We start from the raw sequence: 23,213 nt of genomic DNA, 5'->3' as shown, positions 1-23,213 counted from the left end.
CGACCTTTAGGCGACGACAACTTTGTTCAAAACTTAGAGGAACAGCTTGGCCGCCCTTTATTGCCTAAAAAGCCCGGACCAAAACCGAGAGATCGATAACTGTCCCTCGAATTCGTCCCTCGAATTCACACATAAAAAATGGGTAACTGTCCGATCAGATCGCGACCACTACACCTAAAAAGCCTGGACCAAAACCGAGAGATTGGTAACTGTCCCCCGAACTTGCGAGAGATCGGTAACTGTCCCCCGAACTGACCAAAGATCGATAACTGTCCCTCGAATTCCTGAACTTTGCCGAACTGAATACGGAGAGATCGGTAACTGTCCCCGAACTTTCCAACTTTCCGAGTCCCCCGAACTCCCCGAACTCCCCAACTCCCCCGAACTTGCAAAAAGATCTTAACTTAGTGCCATTCGAGGCTGACCCCAGAATAGTAGAATAGTAGGTACCTGTCACCGTAACTGTCCCCCGAACTTCCAACTTCCCCTTAACAAATCTCAATAGATTTCAATTGACCTTCATCGTCAAACAGGATTGTCACTCCACCATAGGGGCAATCAGTAGTGATTACTGCGTTTTTATATTGATGATCAATGATACCTGATTTAGTCCCTTTCGGATCTGCAAAGGAAATTTCTAAAAAAAAATCATCATCAATACCTTTAGGTTTAAATTGTTTCACTATTTCTGAAATGTGTATCTCAGTCATTTTTCCGCCCTACTTCAAAGGAGTAAAGTCTCCTTTATTAATTAAATTTTTAACTTGATTTTCTCTAATTGGACCGACAGAAATAATCTTGAAGCTATCTCTTGGTACAGTTATTCTAATTATTTTTCCTTCAATTTCTTGGATAACATTTATGTGTCCAGACCTATTGTCAAGTACCCTTGTTGCATTAGGTGTGTTGACGAGCCTTTGCAAATCATCATTACTTAATTTACCTCTCAAGCTACCCATGCGTTGATCGTTTAGTTGATTTACTACACGGGGATGAATCTCAAATTCAACCTTCCCACCAATCTTCCCAAGCGCGCCAGCGATATCTGAGCTTAACTTCAACCCACTTAAAGCCGAGCTACCAAGCTTGGCCGTCAGTTCGCCGTAGATTTCCATGCCACCGACATGATCGCCAGCGTCGAGCTTTTCTTTGGCTTTGACCATGGTGGATTTGAAGTCATCTGCGATCTGTTCAGGCAGGGTATCCCAGTTTTTAAGAAGATAGACGACACCATCAATCCGTTCTTTGTTGCGCGTAGCAGCGTCACCATCCAGAAGCTGTGCCGGAGTCATTGTATCGTATAGCAGCAGGCCTACAGCCTCGGCATTTTCAGCTACAAACTTGGCAGCCCCTTGGTTAAAGCCTTTTTGCATCGTTTGCGTGATGCCGCTGACCACTTTTGTTTTGGTAAGTTCCAGACCATCGTTTAATAAAAATAGCTCGGACTTCTGATCGGCTGAAAGCTTTCCTTCGGGGTCTGAACGTTTTTGTTTCAGCTCCTGCTTAACTTGATAAATCTGTTTACTTGTTTCAACCAGCTCTAGTGTGCGGTTTATTCTTTCTTCATCGCTCAGATAAAGTTCATCACCACCCCCAACAACGCTAGAGCTTTTGGTGACTTCCTTTAAAGCATTGGAAATAGCAAGAGTTGAGCCAGAAACAACGCCTTTCAGGTTTTCAAAGCCGGCAGGGGTGTAATCTTTGAGGACAACATCGTAGAAACCCTTATTTGCCATAACCGTGCTGGCAAAGAGGCTTGGGTTGGTAAATTGATCATCTTTCGCCAAAAACTTCAGCTGATTGCCAAACTTATCCATAAACCCCTGTTCGTAATGATCTATGGTCTCGAGGATGGCGAGGGCTTCATCGTTATTAGGTCCAAGTTCACGGGCTTTTTCTGCATCAACCTGACGCAAAGCTTCATTGCCTAATTCTGTGAGCCAATATGCTTTTGTGCGTTTTTCGGGGTCTTTGTTGTCTTTATTGGCTACCGCCATTTCCTCGGCAGTTTTCTCAATTGCGAGAACTTCTGCAGTATGCAGCAAGCGGTTATTCTCAACCGCATTGCTGGCTGCACCTTGGGCAATATTGCTATCCTGACCTAACAGGTTGGCGGCAATCATGGCGGCTGTGGTGGCCGCATAAGTGATCTTTTTACTTCTCTCCTCATCGTCTTTTGAGACGATGTCCCCGGTAATGTCAGCTGCAATCTCCCCAACAACAGCGCCAACAGCACCAGCTGCGGCACCTTCCAACTTACCGCCAGCAGAGATCGCGCCTTTGACAGCACCGTTAAGAGCATGGAGGATTTTGCCGCCGCCTTCACTGACGTCCCCCTTCTCCTTCATATCCCCAATCTTGTTCGCACCCATCTCACCGACAGCATTGCCAACCGTATCAAGGGCGAACTGCTTCAGATCAGGCCCGGTGACCTTAGTGGAGCTGGTGGAGGTCGTTGTAGTGGTGCTGACAGTTTCGACCATATCTTCGACGGTGGTCTCGTTCAGGGTGCCGCCTGTGCTGACCACATCATCAGTGCTCAGGACCTTTCCGGTGGTTTCTGTATTTTCAACCTCGATATCGTTCACCGCCACAATCGTGGTGGTGCCGCCTGAGGTCAGGTTGGTGCCTTTATAGGTGGTCTCGGTTGTTGTGGTCTCGGTCGTGGTGGTTTTGGATTTGGTCTGCGTGACGCCGACACTGAGGTTTCCGGTGGTGAATTTGCCGTCTATACTGCCGAACGTGCTGTCTTTCCCACCGTTTTCATAATTGAGGCTCGCCCCCACAGTGACACCGACCGAAGAAGTCTTGGTGGTTTTTGTCGTATCGGTGGTTTCGCGGATATCGGCGGCGGCGAGCAGATTGACAGCGCCTCCGGTCGTAACTGTGGTATCTCCGCCTGCGTTCAGGTCTGCATTGACCAACTTGGTATCGGCACCGGATGTGACGTTGATATTGTTTCCGGCTGTGATATCCGTTCCCTGTTGGATGGTGTCCGTTACGGTATGGGTATTGGTCGTGAATGTACCTTTGGAGACATTGGCCCCGACATTCAGGTTCACACTATCCGAAACCCCTTTGCCATAGCTCACGCCAACGGAATTGGTCTTGCCTGAAATCGTGGAGGTTGAGGTCTGGTGAATATCCTGTGCGGTGGCAAGGGTGATATCGTTGGTGGCTTCAAGATTTGTGCCGTTGCCACTGGTAAGCTCGCCGGAGATCATGGTGACGTTATTGGCCGCCACGTTCAGATCACCACCTGCCTTTAACAGGCTGCCTTCATTGAGCACATCAAGGGTAGAGTTTTCAGTTCCCTTGAGTTTACTTTGGGCAAGATTGACACCAAAGCCGTTATAAGACACACCAATGCTAAAGCCGCTTTGTTTTGACTCGCTATGGCTTTCATTATGAACATTTTGGGCGGTGGCAAGTCCCAGATCACCGGTGACTTTTACATTCAGGTCACCACCGGCTTGAACGTCTGACCCGGTGATGTTTGCATCTTCACCCACGTTTACATTGAGATCATTTCCTGTAACAACACGGGAGGCCACAACGGTTTTATCGTAAACGTTATCCGATTTGGTTTTTGCTGAATTGTAACCGAGGTTCACATCGAAGAAGTAAACCGGAAGGGTTGCACTAAAACTGGAGCTTTTAAAGTTGGAACTGGAACTCTCTTTCGTATTGCTGGCATTCTCAATGTTCAGGTTTCCACCGACATTAAGGGTGGCATCATTGGCGGCAATAACCTGAGAACCCTTGATCCCGAGATCGGCCCCAGACGTCAAGTCAACGTTTTCACCTTGCAGGTTTGAGGTGATCGTATTGACCTGTTGATTTTTATTGGCCGTCCCTTTTAAGGAATTATAGCTGACGATCCCAAGGTTGATGCCGGATGATTTACGTGTTGTGCGCGAGGTATAGCTTAAATCTTCCGCTGATGTGATTGACAGGTCCTTTTCGGCCTGTACGCTTAGATCACCAGTTGCTTCCACATTGGAAGCGGTAATGGTCACATCATTGGCAGCGCGAATGGAAATATTTTCACCCGCCCCAATGTTGGAAGAGACGGACTGTTCCTTATAGGCCTCACTCGTTGTGGAAGAAGAGGAAATAAAGCCTTTTTTCGAGGTCCACTCTTTTCGAATATCAACATTTTGTAGATTGGTGATATTTATGTTTTCATCGGCCTGAAGGTCGATGGATTTCTCAGCCGTGATCGTACTGCCTGCAATATCAAGATTTTTATTACTCTTGATCGTCAGGTTGTCCCCTGCGTTCAGGCTGGAACTGATGGTATCGCGTTTGTCTATGTGCAGTTCATATTTCTTACCGACAATGTCTTTTTTGAAGGTATCTTGCACCCCGGTAATCAAGGTATTGCCGCCACTGGTAAGGGCAAGCGCCCCATCGGCATCCAACGCTGCCCCTTTAATCGAGGTGTCTTGCCCACTGGTAATGGATAGACTGCCCCCGGCTTTGAGTTCGGCAAGGTCGTTTTGAACAGCACTGGACCATCGTCTGCCGAACCCCCAATTACCACGATCGGTGAGGGTGTTGTTTTGTACGGCGCTGAGGAAGGTGTCGGTGGTGCTGTTGATGGACAGGTCACCCCCGGCGGTGGCTTTGGTGCCAAACAGCAGGCTTTGTTCCCCACTGTTCAACGTCATATCACCGCCGGACCAAAGGGTGCTGGTCAACTCGGTTGAACGTTGTACCCCGTCGATTTTATATTCACCCAGACCATAATCTCGGGTGCGGGTGGTGAGAGAGGCGAGACTGATCGTGCCGCCTGCATCCAGTGTGAGGTTACCGTCTGCGCTAAAGGTGCCTGCACCGCTGTCGGTGATATCGCCTTTGCTTTTGATCGTGAGATTGCCGCCAAGGGCGCGGACATTGGCACGTGGTCCGGCAATGTCGTTAAAGGCGATGGATTTGGTATTGCCCCAGACCCCTTGATAATGATCGACGGTGGTTTCTGATTGTCGCCATGTCTCGGTTGTCTGGATAAAATCACCGTTGGTGGCACTCAGGGTAACGTCTTTGCCCAAAATCAGGCCACCGGTATTGATGATGTCTTCTTGGGCGGTGATGGACAGGGTATCTGTGGCCTGAACCTTGCCGTAAGTGTTGGTGAAGCTGCCGGTTTTACTGGTTAAGGCGACATTTGTGCCTTTCAGCGTGCCGGAATTGGCAAAGTCATCACCGGAGGTCAGGTTTAAATCGCCCCTTGCGATAATGCTGGCCCCGGAACTATCGATTTGGGCGCGGCTGGCCTCTGCCAGATAGACCACGGGGCGCACTGCGGTTCGACCATCATTGAGTTCGGTTTCCACCATCCAGACCATGTCTTGGGTCAAAGCCCCGATCTGTTCCTGTGACAGGGCAATACCGTAGGACAGGTCCAGTTCTTTATGTTGGGCGAGGGCATTGTCCATCAGGGTTTTATACTGGTCTGAATCGGATGTGATCTGGTCATTTAAGAACCGCTTATGGGTGACGGCCATGATTTGGTCGCGCACTTGGCGGGTTTCCCAGTCCTTGTCCCCCAGACGGATGAATTCCTGATCCAAACTCAGGTTGGCCCGCTGGGTAAAATAGTCGGAACTGAACAACGCGCCGAGATCGTTCATCACCGGGTTGCTTTCCAGAATAAAGTTGGCTTGCGGGTCTTTACTTTGGACGAACAAGGCGCCGTTGCCTGTGGGCAGTTCGAAAACAGCGTTCAGGTCTTCCGGGCTTGGCAGGCCGATATCCGGGGCGGTGGCATGAACGTTGATCGCAGGGGCGGGCGTTGGGGCTTGTGCAGCTTGCAGGTCTGCGGTTGTGGCCCTGAACGGTTGGTTGTTTTGCAGATTATTTTCGCCCGGGTTGTTCAGGTCGGCATCCTGTGCCCCTTGGGCTGTGTTTTGGGTGGTGAGCGATGAGGGTGCGTCCACATCGGTGTTTTCTGCACCTTGCGCAGTGGTGTTGATCGTTCCGCCATTGGGGCCTGTCAGGTTGGCATTGTCTGCCGCCTGTGTTTGACTGTCACCTGTGGTGGTCACATCGGCGGGACCGGTGGTGTTGGCCCTTTGCGCATTTTGGGCATCAGACCCGGCTGTGGTCTGGGCGTTCTGCGGGGCGTTCAGGCTGGCGGACGTGCGCGCCAGATCCATGTTTCCACCCGTAATTGTCTTGGGATCCGCCCCACCGAAGATGGAAATATTATCAATCTGCCCGGTAAAGTCCCCGGTGATGTTACCGCCTGCTGTGATAAAGGTATCGCCGGGATCGGTGATGGTGGATTTTTCAGTCGTTGGCAAATTAAGGACACGAATATCATAAATTGATCCCTCGCCACCAGAACCAGCCCAATAAGTACCATCGGCATAACTACCAGATTCAATAATTTTTTCTGAATGGGTGTGACCAATATTGTTGAGAGTTTGCCCCGTTAACAGAATGTCCTGATTACTATGGATCCAACCACTGCTATTTGTAGTCGTAGTTGCCAAAATATTTAAATTCTGCAAACTAATTATTTTTGGAATTGGTTGTGTAGAAGTCGCTGAATATTCATATGTTAAGATGTCTGCGAATTTATAAAAATCAACATATTGAAAATCACCTTGTTCCCCAAAGCTTACCCAATATTGATTAATGTATCTGGCTTTATCACCACTCCCTATTGCGATTGTATTTCCCAAGCGCTGACTTGTATAAACTGTTTTAGTGCTGTTGGAAGATTTTAACTTATTTGTCTCAACCAGCCCCTTTCTTTCATTAAGCAACTCTTGTGTATTGATGGAGATCCCGCCATTTGTACTTTCGATGAGGCCGGAATAGTTCCAGACTTTGGTGTTTTTGGTGCCAGTGCCGTCGGCATCGATCTGGATATCACCGTTTGCAATCAGATTACCTTCGTCATTGAGCAGGGTACCGGGAAGTTTGAAGGTAAGATGATCTTTTGAATAAAGCGTCCCGGTATTGGTCAGATCCCCACTGAGGGTGAAGGTCAGACCGTTTGCGCCCATAGACCCGCTGTTGGTCACGTGGGTTGTGTTCAGGGTGAGGGTATCCTGAGCGGTGATAAAGCCTTTGTTGTCAATGGTTGTACCCGCCGCGAGGGTGGCGGCCGCCCCGCTTTGCACCTTACCGTTTTCTTGCACGTTAATAGCGAGGTGAGCATCCAGCGTGGTTGCGGTTTTACCCGATAGGATGGCGTTTGTGGTGATGTTGCCCCCTGTTGAGGTCAGGTTAAGTTGGCCTTCGCTGACCATGCGTCCAATGGTTTGGTTCTGATCCGCTGATGTGGTGAGGCTGAGGTTCCCGCCCGCATCCAGATCACCGTTACCGGTGTAGGTCGTGGCAGTTAAGGTCACCGCCCCGTTTACATCAGCCGTGCCCATTACAAGGGCGCGCGCGCTGATATCCAAGGCCCCGCCGATGGTGGCGGTGGCGGATAATGTGGCTGCGTTTGCAATCTCCAGCGTGGTATCTTGGCCAACGTCCAGAGTGCCTTGCTGATTGAGCGTATTGGCGTTAAGCGTCAAGTTCTTCGCAACACGTTGACGCCCCGCCCAATTGAGCGCTCCGCTTGCGGTGAGGGAACCGTTCCCCAAGGCAGTGAGAGCTGTGTTGGTCAGGTTAAAGTCGGTGGCGCTCAGGGTAATATCTTTTTCACTTTCCCAGCGACCATTGTTGCCACGAATTTGGGCCGCATTCAGTGTCAGAGCGTCTTTGCCATAGAAGGTGCCGTTATTAGTCACATTTTCTGCGCCGTTAAAGCCCAATGTTTTGATGGCGATGACGGACGCATTGTTCACCATATCCTTGATGTTGAGAACGATATCCCCGATGGCGGAGATCAGGCCATTGTTTGTCAGGGTGGTTCCGGCGCTCAAGGTCGTGGTGGCTTGTGTTTCGGTACTGCCGCTTTGTGCTGTCCCATTTGCATCTATGGTTAAGTCCTGATGGGCATCCAGTGTCAGTCCGGTTTGCGCAGATAAAATCCCGTTGGTGGTGATATTTGCCTGACTGGAGGTTAGATTTAATGTTTTGTCACTGACGATTTGCCCCGTATTTTGCGTAAGGTCTCTCGATGTTGTAATCGAGATATCGCCATTGGCGTTCAAGTCCCCGTTGCCGGTGTAGGTGGTTCCACTCAAGGTAACATTGTTTTGAACGCCTGCGGATGCCAGTACGAGGTCTGTGCCTGTTATGGTTAAATCCCCACCAATGGCCGATGTTGCCCCCAGTGTTGCTCCGTTGGTGGCTGTCAGGGTAGCGTTTTGCCCAACGTCCAGTGTGCCTTGTAGATTAAGGGTATCGCCTGTGGCCGTCAGACCTTTGGTAATGTTGAGTTCACCTGACCAGTTGAGAGCGCCTGTTGCCGTCAGGGTTGTTGTCCCTTTTGAGTTTAACGTGGTGTTGCTTAAGTTCAGGGTGGTTGCACTCAGGCTAACATCCTCATTACTTTCCCATGTGCCGTTATTACCGGTGATGTTGGGGGCCGTTGCGCTTAGGCTGTCGTTACCAAACAGGGTTGCGTTATTGGTGATCTCCTGCGTGGCCTCCAGATTAAGGGCTTTGACGGAGGCAACAGACAGGTTGTTGATGATTTCTTTCGCCTGTAGAACCACATCCCCCATTGAAGAGATCAAACCATTGTTTGTCAGGCCGGTGCCGGCACTGATGGACGTGGTTGTTGCATTTTCCAACGTGCCGCTTTTAACGATAGCATTGGCACCAAGGCTAATGGCTTGGTCTGCCTTAATCGTTGTGCCGTTTAGGCCGGATAGGGTGGCGTTTGTGGTGATATCCCCGCCCGTTGACGTCAGTTTCAAGTGTTGGTTACTGTTCAAGTCCCCACTGTTTTGTGCCAAGGTCCCAGATGTCGTGATGGTAATGTCGCCATTGGCGCCAACCTCACCGGTTCCACGGTAGATGTCACTTTCTATCGTCAGGGCACCTGCCATACTTGCGTTTGCCAAAGATATGTCTTTAGCAGTGATGTTCAGGTTTTTCCCCAGCTTTGTTGTGGCCCCTAAGTCCAGCGTGTTGGTTGCGCTTAAGATCACATTGTCGATCACATCCAGCATACCTTGCAGGCTGAGACTGTCGCCTGTGGCGTTTAAGGTTTTGCTCACGTCGATATCACCGGACCAGTTCAGGGCATCGGTCGCGGTTAAGGTCGTGTGCCCCTGTGAGATCAGTGTGGCGTTGCTGACATTTATGGTATCGGCTTCAATCAGGATATCCTTGGCACTTTCCCATGTGCCATCTGCCCCTTGTAAGGTTGTTGTGTCCACTGTCAGGTTCTCAAACCCATGAAGAAGGCCCGTGTTGGTTGTTGTTTCTTCTATGGTCAGTTTAAGGTCTTGATCTGCGGTGATCCGGGCATTGTTCACCATATTTTTTGCGGTGAAGCTCAGGTCCTTGAGGGCGGAGATTTTCCCGGCATTAGTCAGGGTCTCCGTCGACTTCAATGTTATTGAACCATCACTGTGAACGCCTGCCGTCTCACCGATTTCAATGTTTTTTTGGGCTGTTAAGTTCACGCCGGTTTTACCGGATAAGATCCCATCGGAAGTCAACGTTCCTCCGGTTGATGCGAGGGTAAGCAGGGTATCGGTTTTTAAGGTCCCGCTTTTTTGATGAAGGGCACCTGTGGTGGTGATCGTGATATCGTTCAGGGTCTCGACGGTTCCTGTGCCGCTATAGGTCGTCCCGCTCAGGGTTGTTGTGCCGCGAACTCCGGCATCTGCCAGTGACAGGTCTGTCCCACGGATGGTCAGGTTTTCACCAATCAATGCGCTTGCGTCCAGAATAGCTGCATTTGTTGCCGTCAAGGTCGCATTTTTGTTGGCCTGTAACTGACCGGACAGATGCAAATTATCTCCGGTGGCTGTGAAGTTCTGTTCGGTGAAGAGATCACCACTCCAGCTTAGGTCCCCTGTGGTGCTTAGGGTCGTGGTGCCCAACGAAGTCAGATCCATATCACTGACATTGATGTTGGTAGCGTTCAGGGTGATATCACTATCACTTTCCCATGAACCACCTGTTCCGTTGATGGTGTTGGTGGACAGGTTTAACGATCCGTGGCTGTAGAGGACGGCGTTATTGGTTAGCGATTGGTTCAGGTTCAGGCCAAGTTGATCACCTGTCAGGATCGCCCCATTGTTCAACAGATCAATCGCGGTGATGTCAATGGCCCTTACAGCAGAGATACGTCCCGCATTGTTGACAGTGGTCCCTGCCTTCAAGGTTGTGATACCGTTTCCTTTGATAATGCCATTGGCGGCAATGTCGATATTTTGATTGGCATCCAGTGTGATCCCTGTTTTGGCAGACAAGGTGGCATCCGTTGTGATTTTCCCGCCCGTTGAGGTCAGTTCCAACTGTTTTTCACTGATGATACGGCCTGTGTTTTGGCTCAGATCTTCAGTTGTGGTGATCTTGATCGTGTCACCCGCTTCCAGATTGCCGCTGCCGCTATAACTCTTGCCTGTGAAGGTGGCCTTTCCACCGATATTGGCGTTGGCAACCTGTATTGTGCTGCCATTGAGGGTCAAGTCCGTGGCGATGGTGCTGTTGGCGCCTAAAGTAAGCGCGTTTGTCGCACTTAGCGTGGCATCTTGTGTACTGTCCAATGTGCCGTTTAGGGTGAGGTTCTGTCCACTGGCCTTAAAGGTTTGTACTGTGGCAATATCACCGCTCCAGCTTAAATCCTCTGTGGCGCTTAGGGTAGTTGTGCCCAACGAAGTCAGGTCCATATCGCTGACATTGATGTTGGTGGCACTCAGGATGATATTACCTCGGCTTTCCCACAAACCGGAGGTGCCGTTTAAGGTGGTTGCGCTCAGGCTAACACCTTCCTGCCCATAGACAGTTCCGTTCTGTGTTGCGGTTTCCGTAATGGTGAACCCTAGACTTTTACCTGCGGCAAGGACCGCATTGTTGATCATGTTCTTGGCCGACAACACAACATTACCCATCGCCGATAGCAGGCCATCATTGGTCAGGGTCGTCCCTGCCGTGATCGTCGTGCTATCCCCGCTTTGAACTTTGGTGTTGCTGCCTGTCTGGATTGCCTTGTTTGCGTTCAGACTTGTTCCGGTTTTACCGGACAAGGTGGCATTCGTTGTGATGTTTCCGCCCGTTGAGGTCAGTTCCAACTGTTTGTCACTGACGATCCGACCGGTGTTTTGGTTCAGGTCTTCGCTCGTGGTGATCTTGATGGAACCACCGGCTTCCAGATTGCCGCTACCGCTATAACGGTTGCCTGTGAAGGTGGCCTTCCCACCGATATTGGCGTTGGCAACATGGAGGCTATCCCCGGTGAGGGTTAAATCCGTGGCGATGGTGCTGTTAGCGCCTAAAGTAAGCGTGTTGTCCGCACTCAACGTGGCATCCTGTGTGCTATCCAGTTTGCCATTTAGGGTGAGGTTCTGCCCGCTGGCCTTGAAGCTCTCTGTTGTGGCAATATCGCCACTCCAGCTCAGGTTTGCCTGTGCAATCAGTGTTCCCTTGCCAAGGGCACTGAAGTCCATATCATGGACATCAATATTGGTGGCTTCCAATGTCAGATCGTTGACCGCTTTGAAGGCACCACCTGTACCAGCTATCTGCCCGTCCAGTTTTAAGGATAGGTCGCCAATGGATTGGATGAGACCGTTATGGGTTAAATCACCGGACAACTCCAGGGTTAATCCATCCGTGCTGCCGTCTGTTAATGTCCCGCTGTTGATCAGGTTACGGGCCTTCAGGCTCAGGTTTGTTTGTGCGGTTGTGGTGCCCGCATTGAAGATATCACCAGTGGCAACAAGCCGGGTTTGAGCCGCACTTTCAATTTTTGACGTCGCTGTCGTGTCAATGGATTGACTTGCCGTTAAGGTCGTGCCGGATTGTGAACTGAGTGTCCCTGCGTTTTGGATGGTTTGTGCCTGAATTGACAAGGTTCCGCTTGAAGCAACGCTACTGCCTTCCTGCACATTTGTCTCTTGTGTAGATGTCAGACGGATATCTTTGGAAGACTTTAAGGTCGCTTTGCTCTGGATTGAGGTGGCGCTCACGGTCGTGGTGCCGCCTGTTTCAATGGTTCCTTCTTGAAGAGTGATCGCACCACCGCTTAATTGAAGATCACCACCTGTGCGCAATTGGGTGGTTCTCAGCGATGAAGTTCCATCAAGCGTCAAGCCTTGGACACTTTCCATATCCAAGGCTTGAACGTTCTCTCCTGTGACATTCAGAGAGGTGTTGGTTTTAACTTTTCCGTTCAGGTTCGCCGTGTGCGTGGCCGTGATGTCCAGATCATCACCCGATGTGATTTGATGGGCCTGTAGGTTGCCGGTATTAATTGTGGTTTTTTGTCGCGATTGGACATGCGACGACAGGGTCATATGGCCTGTGGCATTTAAAGTGGTGTTGCCTTGGGCCTGTGTGTCATGCAGGTTCAAATCCGTGGCGGTGGCCTTTAGATTGCCTTTGGTTTGAAGCACACCTTTCAAGGTGAGGGCATGTTGCGCATCAATATTGAGATCACCGTTTGCCTGAATGCCATTTGACCCACTGCCATCGCTTAAGCTGCCGACCTTTAAGGTCGCCGTTTTTGCCGCTTGCAGGCGCCCCCCTTCAAGGTTAACAGCATTTTGGGTCGTCACATCCAGTTTCCCGCTTGCGGTGTTGGAGCCGTCTTCAAGGCGGCCCGCAACGATTTCCCCGTTCTGGACCTCAAGGCTTTGACCGTTCAGGGTGACATTGTTTTTGGCGGCCATAACCGCATTTTGCGTTTCAATGGTCCCGCCACTGACCTTGAGGTCTCGCCCACTGTATAAACTGCCCTTGTTTTTGATCGTGTTGTTATTTTGTGCGCTCAGGGTGACATCGTTTTGGGCGGCAATCTTGTTAAATTCAATGCGCCCATCTGCGGTTAAGGTCAGATCACCACTGGTGGCGGCCATATCGCCCTGCATATTCACACCGACCCCTTTTTCGGTTGCCAGCAGTGATATCCGTCCGGCATACATGCCGCCCAGGGCAGAACTGTCAATAGCAAGGCTTGGTTTGGGATGGGCATCATCGGTTTTAGCCGTGGTTGCCCGGTCTGCATAGGCAACATCGTTGCGCCCGGTGATCACATTCAGTTCCTTGGCGTGGATCGCCCCGCTGATTTGCGCTGCGCGCGTAATCAGGTCAAAGGCATCCGTGTCACGGGCATTCAGGCCGAGGCCTTCCACAATAATATTGCCGCGATCAACCGAAAGGCTTTCCAGTTGGCTTCCGTTAAAAACCGGAACACCGGTTGTCAAAGTGGTGCGTGAGGTATTGATGAAGCCGCAGCCGTTACAGGTAATGCCGTTGGGGTTAGCGAGGATATAATCCGCTTTTTGTCCGGCAATTTCGCTAAATCCATCCAGCCGGGTGCGATTGGCACTGGTGACTTCGTTCAAAATCAGGCGGGCCGCATTGCCCTGCAGGTTCGGGTTGGCCAGTAACGCCCCACCGATCTGGCTGGTGGTGTTTTCAAGGGCGTTATTGATGACCAGACCTTTACTGCCCACATTAAAGTCGGTGAATTTGTTGTGCGAGATACCGGAGGCATTCGGCCCGGTGATGTTGAGCAAAGGCGTTCCGTTAAACGTTTGATCAACACTGCCCCCACTACCGGCTTCCAGTGTGATATTGGCCTGTTGGGCCTGTACGATATTGGGTTGCAGGGTGATTAAAAGGCTGAGCAGCCAGCACAGGGTGTTTCTGAAGAAAAGTTTCATTACAAGGCCACTCCTACACTGAGGTGCAATTCGTGATGTCGTGTTTCAAGATAGGCGGGACTGCGGATCGGGCGGGCATAGGTCACAGAGACGTTGACCAACCCACCCGTGCTTTTAAGTCCGAAGGCATAGCCGGAGACCACACCTTTTTCCGTGTCGCTTTTTTGATCGTTTTCAAGGGCGCCGAGGTCATAACCGATAAAAGGCGAAAGTGTGCCAAAGGTGGTGTTAAAGGCATCGTTACTGGTTGCCGGTAAGGCCCAGGACACGGTGTTTTGCAGGTAAGCCCCCTGATCGCCGCCCAAGGTATATTCATGAAAGCCCCGAACCGAGCTTTGCCCCCCGATGGAGATCTGATCGGCTCCATAAAGGGTCATGGGGCTCCATTGTGCATGGGCAGTCGCGTTGTAAGACAGTTTTTGTCCGGCGAATTCAAACGGTTTGTAATAAGACAGGTCCAGTTCGCTTTTGATAAATTGTGCCCGGGGGCTGGACGGATTTGTAATGCCTTCGTCCTCTTTGGCCCCAAAAGCACGCAAGCCTTTTTCCACTTTGATCTTGACCGAGGCAATTCCATCCCAAAGCCGCGTGTTATGCCCCAGCGTCACCCCCAGACTGGCGAGGCGATAACTGGAACTTTCCAATTTGAGGTCTTCAATAAAACTGGTGGCGCTATGTTGGCGCAGGAAAAGGCTTGCATTGGTTTTACCATCCTGATTGCGATGTAAAACCCGGTCCAGTTCCAGTTTTTGTGTGCGCGAATAGCCGGAACTGAGATAACTGGCTGTGGTCGTATTGACCCGGCTGGCATGTGAATAATAACTGTGTGATCCTGACAAGGTCCAATAGCCCAAGGGGACCGACCAAAAACCGGAAAGGGATTGACTGTGCTGGGGATCACCGGCCTTTGTATCCTTGGACCAACTGAACGAGAGATAATCATTCAGCCCAAGCATATCGTCCAGACCGAGGGTGCCACTCCATTGCTGGATCCCTGTGGCAGCCTTGCCGGAATTGTCATAGCTGCTGCTTAAATGAACGGGAAAAGAGGTTTGATTGTCGATCTTGACCAGAGTTGCTCCTTGGCGTGAACCCGGTTCCAGTTTCATTTGTGCATTATTGGAGGCCAAGCGGTTGATCTGGTCCAATCCCTGTTCGATATCGCGCAGGTTCAGCGGTTCATTCAAGGTAAAAGGAAAGGCGGTTTTGAGGCGGGTGCTTTTGAACCATTTATCATCCTGAAGCTCATAACCTTCCACATATCCTTCAACGATCTGTAATTCCAGTGATCCGTCACTGATATTCTGGCTCGGGATAAAGCCGCGCGATGTGACATAGCCTTTTTCTGTATAAAGATTGGTCAGGGTACGCAGCAGTTCATCCACATCTTTTAAGGTGATGCATTTGCCCAGATAAGGCGCGCGCAAGGCATCCTGCTCCTGTTCACTGAGCAACGTAATGCCGTGAAAGATGATCTCATTGGCTTGAAAACAGGTCTCGCCATCGGGCAGGTCCGGCAGGTCCGGGGCAGGGATAGCCTGTGTCTTGGTCTTGGCACCGGATTTATTCTTCAGTTCAATCAGGCGACGCTGGGTCTCGTTGTGACGCTGGATTTCGTTTTGCTGTTTCTGGATGACGTTTAAATCCGCCTGCGGGATCGCCTGCCCAGAGGCATTGCCTGCAATGCACAGTATGATCACGCTCAGCCAAGCCAACACCTAATCCCGCCCAAAGTAACCCCACTATAGATACGTATATACACCTAAAGACCGGAGCCGAACATAAAAGGCGAAAACACCCTCTTAAAGAGAATTGACAAAGCTTGCGCAAATAAAGCTAAGGAAAAATGCTTATCTACAAGAATGAATAACTACGTATGCACAACTTGTAATGAAGGGTTGAGGAGTAAAAATTCTCAAGCGATTAAAAAGAAAATATATGGAATAACTCTAAAACTATTGCGCGAATCTAGCGAGAGAAGCCATTTCCTTGAGGAATATCTAATCAACCAATACGCCAAAATCAGGTCATCAATAGGTAAACATTTTAAGGCTAACCTATGACATCCCATGTCCATCTATTTAGGAACTTTGTAATCCATACCTCATTGTAAATACGTGATAAATCATCTATCTGACATTTAAGCCAATTCTTTGCATGAGTTGGATTTGAAACTCATAACCTGAAGGTCGTCAGTTCAAATCTGGCCCCCGCAACCATATCAAAGAAGCCTCACACATCTGTGTGGGGCTTCTTTGATTCTGGATGTTGGGGTGGCATATTTTTACTGCGCAAGATGCGCTGAAAAGCGCAGATTGCAACAGTTCGGCCGAAGGCAACGGCGCAGCGAAGCGAGTACGATAAATCTGGCCCCCGCAACCAACGATACAGAAACCTCGTCAGCACGGCTGGCGGGGTTTTTTAATCTCTAAAGAAAGTGAAAATTAGCCTCTGTGCCCATCCTGTGCCCAAAACAAAAAATCCGATAATAGGGCTGAGTGTTGTGAGATATGCGGATCAAATATTCAAATATATGTTCGACTTTGCATTCGTGTCTTGCGTTTAGCCTGCCTTTTTTTATATGGTGCAAACCTTAATTGTAGGGAGAGCGAACAATGAGCCAAGAGCATTACATTCAAACTGGCGTGGGAGACGTGGTTTTAATGCTCCATAGTTCCATGAGTTCCAAATCACAATGGAAAGGTTTGATGACGCAGTTGTCATCTACACATCGTGTGATCGCGATTGATTTGCTTGGTTATGGAAACGCCCCTTTTCCGTCACAGAGAGAGAATTATAGCCTTAAATCCGAAATCGCACAAATTGATCGAGTTTTGGATGAGCTTGATATTGCTGAAGAAACAACGGTGCATGTTATCGGTCATTCCTTTGGTGGGGCAACCGCTTTACGATGGGCGTATGAGCATCCCCTGAAAGTAAAATCACTACACCTGTTTGAACCTGTCGCCTTTCATTTACTGGAAGCGCCTTGTGAGGGGCTGAGCCAAATTCTTGGGGTGATTGACGGGTTATATGAGGACTTAAAAAATGGAAATAAAGTTCGCTTATGTCAGGCTTTTATAGATTACTGGTCCGGTCAGGGCGCCTTTGATAGCTTTCCACCAAATGTGCAGCAAGCCATGATTGCTCAAGTGGATAAAGTCATTCTGGATTTTGAAGCTTTGTTAACAGAGCCGCTTTCTTTAAGCGATTATGCTTCTTTTTCCTTTCCCATCACTTTGATTATGGGAGAGCGTAGTCCGATATCGTCGCAAACCATCTCGCATAAATTAAAAGACACGTTGCGCCATTTGACGTTCCACCAAGTGGATTGTGGACATATGGGGCCCATCACGCATTCGGATTTGGTTAACGAGATCTGGGTTAAAGAAATAGGCAACAACAATATCTGAGAATTGATGCTGGATTTATCTTCATAATGATAATAACCGACGCTATATTTTAAATATAAATTAGCGATCGTGTGCCAACTTGTCTATTCGCCTGGTTGAGTGTTTTCTAATTTTGAACAATTATTATGAAGGCGGCTTGTGCCTGTGAAGTAATTGTATTGTGATATTTATTTTGCCTCGATTAACATATGTAAATGACGAAATGACGTTTTCCGCATACTCCATAAGTTTGGAAAGAATGACTAAGGAGACCGGAACATGTCAAACAAACTCGTCGTAACAAGCCTGATGGCACTCGCTATGATGACGGCACCTGCCCTTGCAGATGGCGATGCAAAAAAAGGTGAACGAGTTTTCAAGAAATGTAAAGCCTGCCATACGATTGAGCAAGGCGGCAAACATAAAGTTGGCCCGAACCTCTTTGGTGTTGTTGGTCGCAGTGGCGGTACGGCAGAAGGCTATAAATATTCAAAAGGTTATATGGCTGCTGCGGAGAACCTGAGCTGGGACGCGGCCTCTTTAGATGAATATCTGCAGGATCCTTCTAAATATCTGTCTGCCAAGGCCGGTAAAAAAGTTAAATCAAAAATGACTTTCAAGCTGAAAGGCAAGAAGAAGGCGGATGATCGCGCTGATGTCATTGCTTATTTAGCAGAAAATAAATAGTTATCTGAAGATCAACACCCGCCTTTTGGCGGGTGTTTCTTGTGTGGCCTGTGTTGATGAGAATATCAATTATTTTAGGGCACTATCGGATGGATCGACATCCGACCAAAACATTTTGCATCCACAAAAGAATAGACAAGAAACGGATCAAGTTATGAGTGAGGATAAGCAAAACGACGACGGCAAAATTGTCGTTAAAAACTTATATAAAGTCTTTGGGAAAAACCCGGGCAAGGCAATGAAGCTTTTGAACCAAGGTGTTCCAAAATCAGAAATTTTTGACCGAACCGAACAGGTTGTCGGTGTATGTGACGCAAGTTTTTGCGTTCAGGAAGGTGAGATTTTTGTTGTCATGGGGTTGTCCGGTTCGGGGAAATCCACCTTGGTACGCCTTCTCAATCGTTTAATCGAACCGACATCGGGGCAAGTTCTGTTTGATGGCAAGGACATTGCCAAAATGTCTGATAAAGAACTCATGGACCTGCGTCGTAACGATATGAGTATGGTTTTTCAGTCTTTTGCTTTGATGCCACATCTTAATGTTATTGATAATGCGGCCTTTGGTCTGGAATTATCCGGTGTCGATCTTGAAGAACGTCACAAGCGCGCTCTGGAAGCCTTGGAGCAAGTTGGACTGGAGGCCTTTGCGCACAGCTATCCTGATGAACTGTCCGGTGGCATGCAGCAACGTGTCGGGCTGGCGCGTGCCCTTGCAAACGACCCGGCTGTCATGTTGATGGATGAAGCGTTTTCCGCCCTTGATCCTTTAATTCGCAGTGAAATGCAGGATGAACTTTTAACCCTGCAAGAAAAACATAAGCGCACGATTATTTTCATTTCGCACGATCTGGATGAAGCCATGCGCATTGGGGATCGTATTGCTATTATGGAAGGTGGGCGCGTTATTCAAGTCGGTACACCGGAAGAAATTTTGAATAATCCGGCCGACGAATATGTGGAATCTTTCTTCCGTGGCGTCAATGTTTCCACGGTCCTCAGTGCCAAAGATATTGCACGTAAAAGTCAGGTCACCGTGATCGGGCGTGTCGGGGTTGGCTTACGTACTGCCTTGGAAGAATTGCGACAGGAAGACCGATCTTATGCCTACGTTCTCGGTAAAGATAGAAAGTTTGCCGGAATTGTCTCGTCGAAATCTTTAAAAGAGGCGATCAAGGTTAATCCTGCACAGGACCTGTCCTGTGCCTTTCTTAAAGATATCGACACCTTGCCGGCAGATACGGCCCTTGCGGAAATTATCGGCAGTGTTGCCAATGCCGAATGCGGTCTGCCCGTCGTCGATGAAAACCATAAATATATCGGTGTGGTCACCAAAACATCGTTGCTCGAAACACTGGATCAGGAAACGGAGGAAGTGGCACATGGCTGATCAAGCAACAACAAATCCGTGGGGCGCACCCCAAACGGCGGCGCCTGCGACACCTGATGTTCCGGCGACCGGAAATGAAGGCACGGCCTGGGGTGTTTCCGAACAATCCAGTACTGCCCCGCAGGCAGACTGGCTGGCCAATTCACATGCGGACAAAGTGGATTTTAATATTCTTGATCCTTTTTCCCACGCGGTCATCCCACTGGATGTCTGGGTGGAAAACGGGCTGGAATGGCTCGTCACCCATTTTCGTCCGGTCTTTCAGGCTGTGCGCATTCCAATTGATGCGACACTCAGCGGGATTGAGGCTGGCCTACAGGCGATGCCTGCCGCCCTCGTCATTGTGATCTTTGGGTTGATTGCATGGCAAATGGCCAGCAAAAAACTGGCTTTGGCGTCAATCATTTCGTTGGTGACAATCGGTCTGATCGGGGCATGGTCTGAAACAATGGTGACGTTGGCGCTTGTTTTAACGTCCGTGTTTTTCAGTATGGTGATCGGTTTGCCCATCGGCATATGGCTATCGCGTTCGGACAAGGCGGCGGCAACGGTGCGGCCCATGCTGGATGCCATGCAAACAACCCCGGCCTTTGTCTATCTGGTGCCGATTGTCATGTTATTTGGTATCGGCAACGTGCCCGGTGTCGTCGTAACGATTATCTTTGCCTTACCGCCCTTGATCCGTTTGACCAATTTGGGCATCCGTCAGGTTCCTGATGATTTGATTGAGGCATCGCGTTCTTTTGGGGCCAGCCCAAGCCAGCTTTTGTTTAAAGTCCAACTTCCGCTTGCCATGCCGACCATTATGGCGGGGGTCAATCAGACATTGATGCTCTGCCTGTCCATGGTGGTAATTGCCTCCATGATTGCTGTGGGTGGTCTGGGGCAAATGGTTTTGCGTGGGATCGGGCGTCTTGATATGGGGCTTGCGACCATTGGCGGTGTCGGCATTGTTTTGCTGGCTATTGTCTTGGACCGCATCACACAAGCAATGGGTGAAGAAAAACGCCACAAAGGCATTCGCCATTGGTACGAAACCGGGCCTGTTGGTCTGGTGCGCAGTCTAGTTGTGAAATCGTAAAACGTCATTTTAATCACTTAACTGTTGTTAATAATTTTTGAGGAGACAATCCATGAAATTCAGTCATTTCATTCGTCACGGCGCAAAGGCGGCCGCTTTTCTCGCTGGGGCGATGGTCTTATCTGCGCCGGCTATGGCCGATCATCATATGCCGGGTAAAGGCGTTGTTGTACAGCCCGGTCAAGACAATGTGGATGGGGAAAATTTCCAAACCATTCTCGTGATGAAAGCATTGAAAGAGCTGGGTTATGACGTAAAAGACGTTCAAAATGCCAAATATCCGGCCTTGCATATCTCTATCGCAAATGGCGATGTGACATTTATGGCAGATCATTGGAACCCCTTACACCAAGCATTTTACGACAAAGCCGGTGGTGATGAAAAACTGTCACGCACAGGCGGCTATATCGAAGGCTGTGCCCAAGGTTACCTGATCGATAAAAAAACGGCTGAAAAGTACAATATCACCAACATCGGTCAACTTACCGACCCGAAGCTTGCCAAGCTGTTTGATGCCAATAATGACGGCAAGGCCGATCTGGCAGGTTGTGTCCCCGGTTGGGGTTGTGAACGTGTGATCGAACATCAAATGGATGCTTTTGATTTGCGCAAAACAGTCACCCATAACCAAGGTGAATATTCTGCCATTATCGCAGAAACCATTACGCGTTATAAAGAAGGCAAATCGATCTTGTACTATACATGGACACCTTATTGGGTTTCCGGTGTCTTGGTCCCGGGCAAAGACGTGACTTGGATCGAAGTACCGAAATCAGCACACCCGAACGGTGTTGATACCAAGCTTCCGAATGGGAAGAACTACGGTTTCGAAGTGAACGCACAAATGATTGTTGCAAACAAAAACTTCGTCGAGAAAAACCCGGCGGCTGCAAAGTTGTTTGAGGTGATGTCTGTTTCCGTGAATGACGTTTCTGCCCAAAACCTGAAAATGAAGGATCAAGGCGAAGGCGGCTGGAAAGCAGCTCAACGTCATGCAGATGCGTGGATTGCAGCAAACCGTAAAATGTTTGATGGTTGGCTGGAAGCGGCCCGTGCCGCAGCTAAATAAGCCACTATAGAATACAAAAAAAGCCCTGATGTCTCTTGATGTCAGGGCTTTTTTTTGCCTATTTTTTTCTGATCTTTGTGAGAACAAGAAGGCCGATAAGCGTTAACGCAACGAATGTTGAGCTGAGGGGAAAAGCCAGTGGAATACTGGCAATAAGCGTCAATATCCCTAAAAGGAAACTGCCAAAAAACGTGACGGCCAACATCAACAGGAACAGTAAAATCAAGGCCCCTAAGGCAAGCCCAAATAATTTTTCGACGTGGCGTTTCATGAGAGAACCCGATTTTGAAATGTCTCAAAGCTTAACATGACAAGGGACATAAGAAAACAGCCCCGCCATCAGGCAGGGCCGTTTCTATAACAATGTAACTACGGGGTTTTAAGCCGCCGCACTATCCAGTTTTTCCGGGGCTTCCATCACGGTATCATGCAGAACTTTTACCGCTTGGGCAAATTCGCCTTCATGGGTGACAAACTGCATATCCACATTGCGACTGCCGGTATGGCAGAACAAAGTGGCAATCCCATTTTCATGCAATGCGGAAACCGCCCGCGGGAAATAGGTCTGGCATCCTAAATTGGCCCCAATCACAGAAACAAGGGCGACCTTTTGTGTGTTGATCTCAACATCGTCTGGCAAAATCTTTTCCAATGTTTCCACGCAACGGCGCACCTGTTTGATGGGAGCCGCCACATAGTGGGTAATTGTATTGGCATTCATACTCTTTGTGACAGTACGCACGTTAAAGCGGCGGAATGTCTCCAATACTTTTTCCTGATTACCAAAGGTGCCGACCATGTGTTGGTTGAAAATCTCAACTTCATAGACATGTTCTAACCCCGTGACAATCTCGGCCCGTGGCTTAGACGGATAGAAGTTATCGCGAATAATTGTTCCCGGATGTTCCGGTTCAAACGTATTTTTAATCCGCAACGGGATACCCAGCTCGCGCAATCCTTTGGCGGCCAGCGGATGAATGGCTTCCATTCCCATATTGGACAGCTGATCTGCGACATCATAGTTGGTTTCGCCAATCACATGGACATTTTCCGGACCGACCAGTCTCGGATCTGCGCTGCTCAGGTGGAATTCCTTATGAATGATGGCTTCGCGGGCTTGTGTTAAGCAGGCCACCTGCGAGAACGTTACCTCGCTGTAGCCACGCCCGTAATGTTTCATCAAACCGTCGGATGTTTGGGCATATCCGGTCACGATGGGCAGTTGTCTGGAAAGATCGATCTCATCAAAGGCTTCGTTAATGCGTTTTTCCAGTGTGTAGCTGTCCAACGAACGCCAACCTGACAGGTCAACAAATGTTGCGTTTACCCCCCGGCGGTTTAAGAGCAAGGCTGTATTGTAGGCGCTGTGGACTTCGCCAAGGGCACTGAGCATTTCACGCACAGTTGCCAGATGTTCTTCAAGCTGGAAATGTCCATAGGAACACAGGCGATGGAGGTCTACCAAACAGGAACGCGTTCCTTCAATGCGATCTTCGATGAACTGGTTCGCCATTTGACGATCAGCAGCTTCATGGAAAATTTCATCGTTTATCTTGCGCATTTCACGCGCAACGTCACTGAGCGCATCCCCCCATGCCCAATCGCTTTCGCTATTGCTATAAAGGGCATAAACACCGGGTTTTTGCGATTTTTTATGTTCAAGCAAACGGTCTGTCATACCGCCATAGGCAGATACGACAAACACACGATTATAGATATCGGCTTTTTCACGGTTTCCCAACAGGATGTTCTTAAATACAGCATCCACATTGGACATAGACGTTCCGCCTATTTTCTCAACCGTATGGGAGTTCAGGCTATTGTCTTGCATTGTTATCTC

The 23,213-nt window shown here is 49.2% G+C and carries 10 protein-coding genes; 5 read left to right on the top strand and 5 right to left on the bottom strand.

The genetic code is table 11. The features are described 5' to 3' along the window. Positions 1-488: 488 nt before the first annotated feature. Genes ACN0VA_RS06190 through ACN0VA_RS06180 form a run of 3 tightly spaced genes read right to left on the bottom strand, consistent with a single transcriptional unit; the run spans position 489 to position 15,475 of the window. On the bottom strand, positions 489-710 hold the full coding sequence (locus ACN0VA_RS06190) for a hypothetical protein (protein ID WP_417820306.1): 222 nt from the start codon (positions 708-710) through the stop codon (positions 489-491). Positions 711-719: 9 nt separating this feature from the next. Then, entirely contained in the window at positions 720-13,757 is a 13,038-nt protein-coding gene (locus ACN0VA_RS06185) for a hemagglutinin repeat-containing protein (protein ID WP_417820305.1), read from the bottom strand. Beyond that, on the bottom strand, positions 13,757-15,475 hold the full coding sequence (locus ACN0VA_RS06180; protein ID WP_417820304.1) for a ShlB/FhaC/HecB family hemolysin secretion/activation protein: 1,719 nt from the start codon (positions 15,473-15,475) through the stop codon (positions 13,757-13,759). The genes ACN0VA_RS06185 and ACN0VA_RS06180 overlap by 1 nt, the downstream gene beginning before the upstream one ends. An 897-nt stretch (positions 15,476-16,372) precedes the next feature. Here ACN0VA_RS06180 and ACN0VA_RS06175 point away from each other — a divergent pair. The 5 genes from ACN0VA_RS06175 to proX all read left to right on the top strand — a co-directional run bounded on the left by ACN0VA_RS06175 (position 16,373) and on the right by proX (position 21,373). Next, positions 16,373-17,170: an alpha/beta fold hydrolase gene (locus ACN0VA_RS06175; protein WP_417820303.1), complete on the top strand. Its 798-nt coding sequence runs from the start codon at positions 16,373-16,375 to the stop codon at positions 17,168-17,170. A 258-nt stretch (positions 17,171-17,428) separates the two neighbouring features. Continuing rightward, positions 17,429-17,836: a c-type cytochrome gene (locus tag ACN0VA_RS06170; protein ID WP_417820302.1), complete on the top strand. Its 408-nt coding sequence runs from the start codon at positions 17,429-17,431 to the stop codon at positions 17,834-17,836. A gap of 154 nt (positions 17,837-17,990) precedes the next feature. After that, on the top strand, positions 17,991-19,223 hold the full coding sequence (gene proV / locus ACN0VA_RS06165; protein WP_417820301.1) for a glycine betaine/L-proline ABC transporter ATP-binding protein ProV: 1,233 nt from the start codon (positions 17,991-17,993) through the stop codon (positions 19,221-19,223). Then, positions 19,216-20,304 (top strand): glycine betaine/L-proline ABC transporter permease ProW, encoded by a 1,089-nt coding sequence (gene proW, locus ACN0VA_RS06160; RefSeq protein WP_417820300.1) that lies wholly within the window; start codon positions 19,216-19,218, stop codon positions 20,302-20,304. Before proV ends, proW begins: the two co-directional genes overlap by 8 nt. Before the next feature lie 52 nt (positions 20,305-20,356). Continuing rightward, positions 20,357-21,373, top strand: coding sequence for a glycine betaine/L-proline ABC transporter substrate-binding protein ProX (proX, locus tag ACN0VA_RS06155; RefSeq protein ID WP_417820299.1), 1,017 nt, complete (start codon positions 20,357-20,359; stop codon positions 21,371-21,373). 58 nt (positions 21,374-21,431) lie between these two features. On the opposite strand, the gene ACN0VA_RS06150 is transcribed toward proX, so the two are convergent. After that, the gene (locus tag ACN0VA_RS06150) at positions 21,432-21,644 is read right to left on the bottom strand and encodes a hypothetical protein (protein WP_417820298.1); all 213 of its coding nucleotides are present in this window, start codon (positions 21,642-21,644) and stop codon (positions 21,432-21,434) included. 108 nt (positions 21,645-21,752) lie between these two features. Next, on the bottom strand, positions 21,753-23,204 hold the full coding sequence (locus tag ACN0VA_RS06145) for an aspartate kinase (protein WP_417820297.1): 1,452 nt from the start codon (positions 23,202-23,204) through the stop codon (positions 21,753-21,755). Between the last annotated feature and the right edge of the window lie 9 nt (positions 23,205-23,213).

It is taken from the genome of Terasakiella sp. (genome assembly GCF_048267425.1).
Classification (GTDB): Bacteria; Pseudomonadota; Alphaproteobacteria; order Rhodospirillales; family Terasakiellaceae; genus Terasakiella.
The sequence above is the reverse complement of the archived record's forward strand: the minus strand, read 5'-3'. Positions and strand labels throughout refer to the sequence as shown.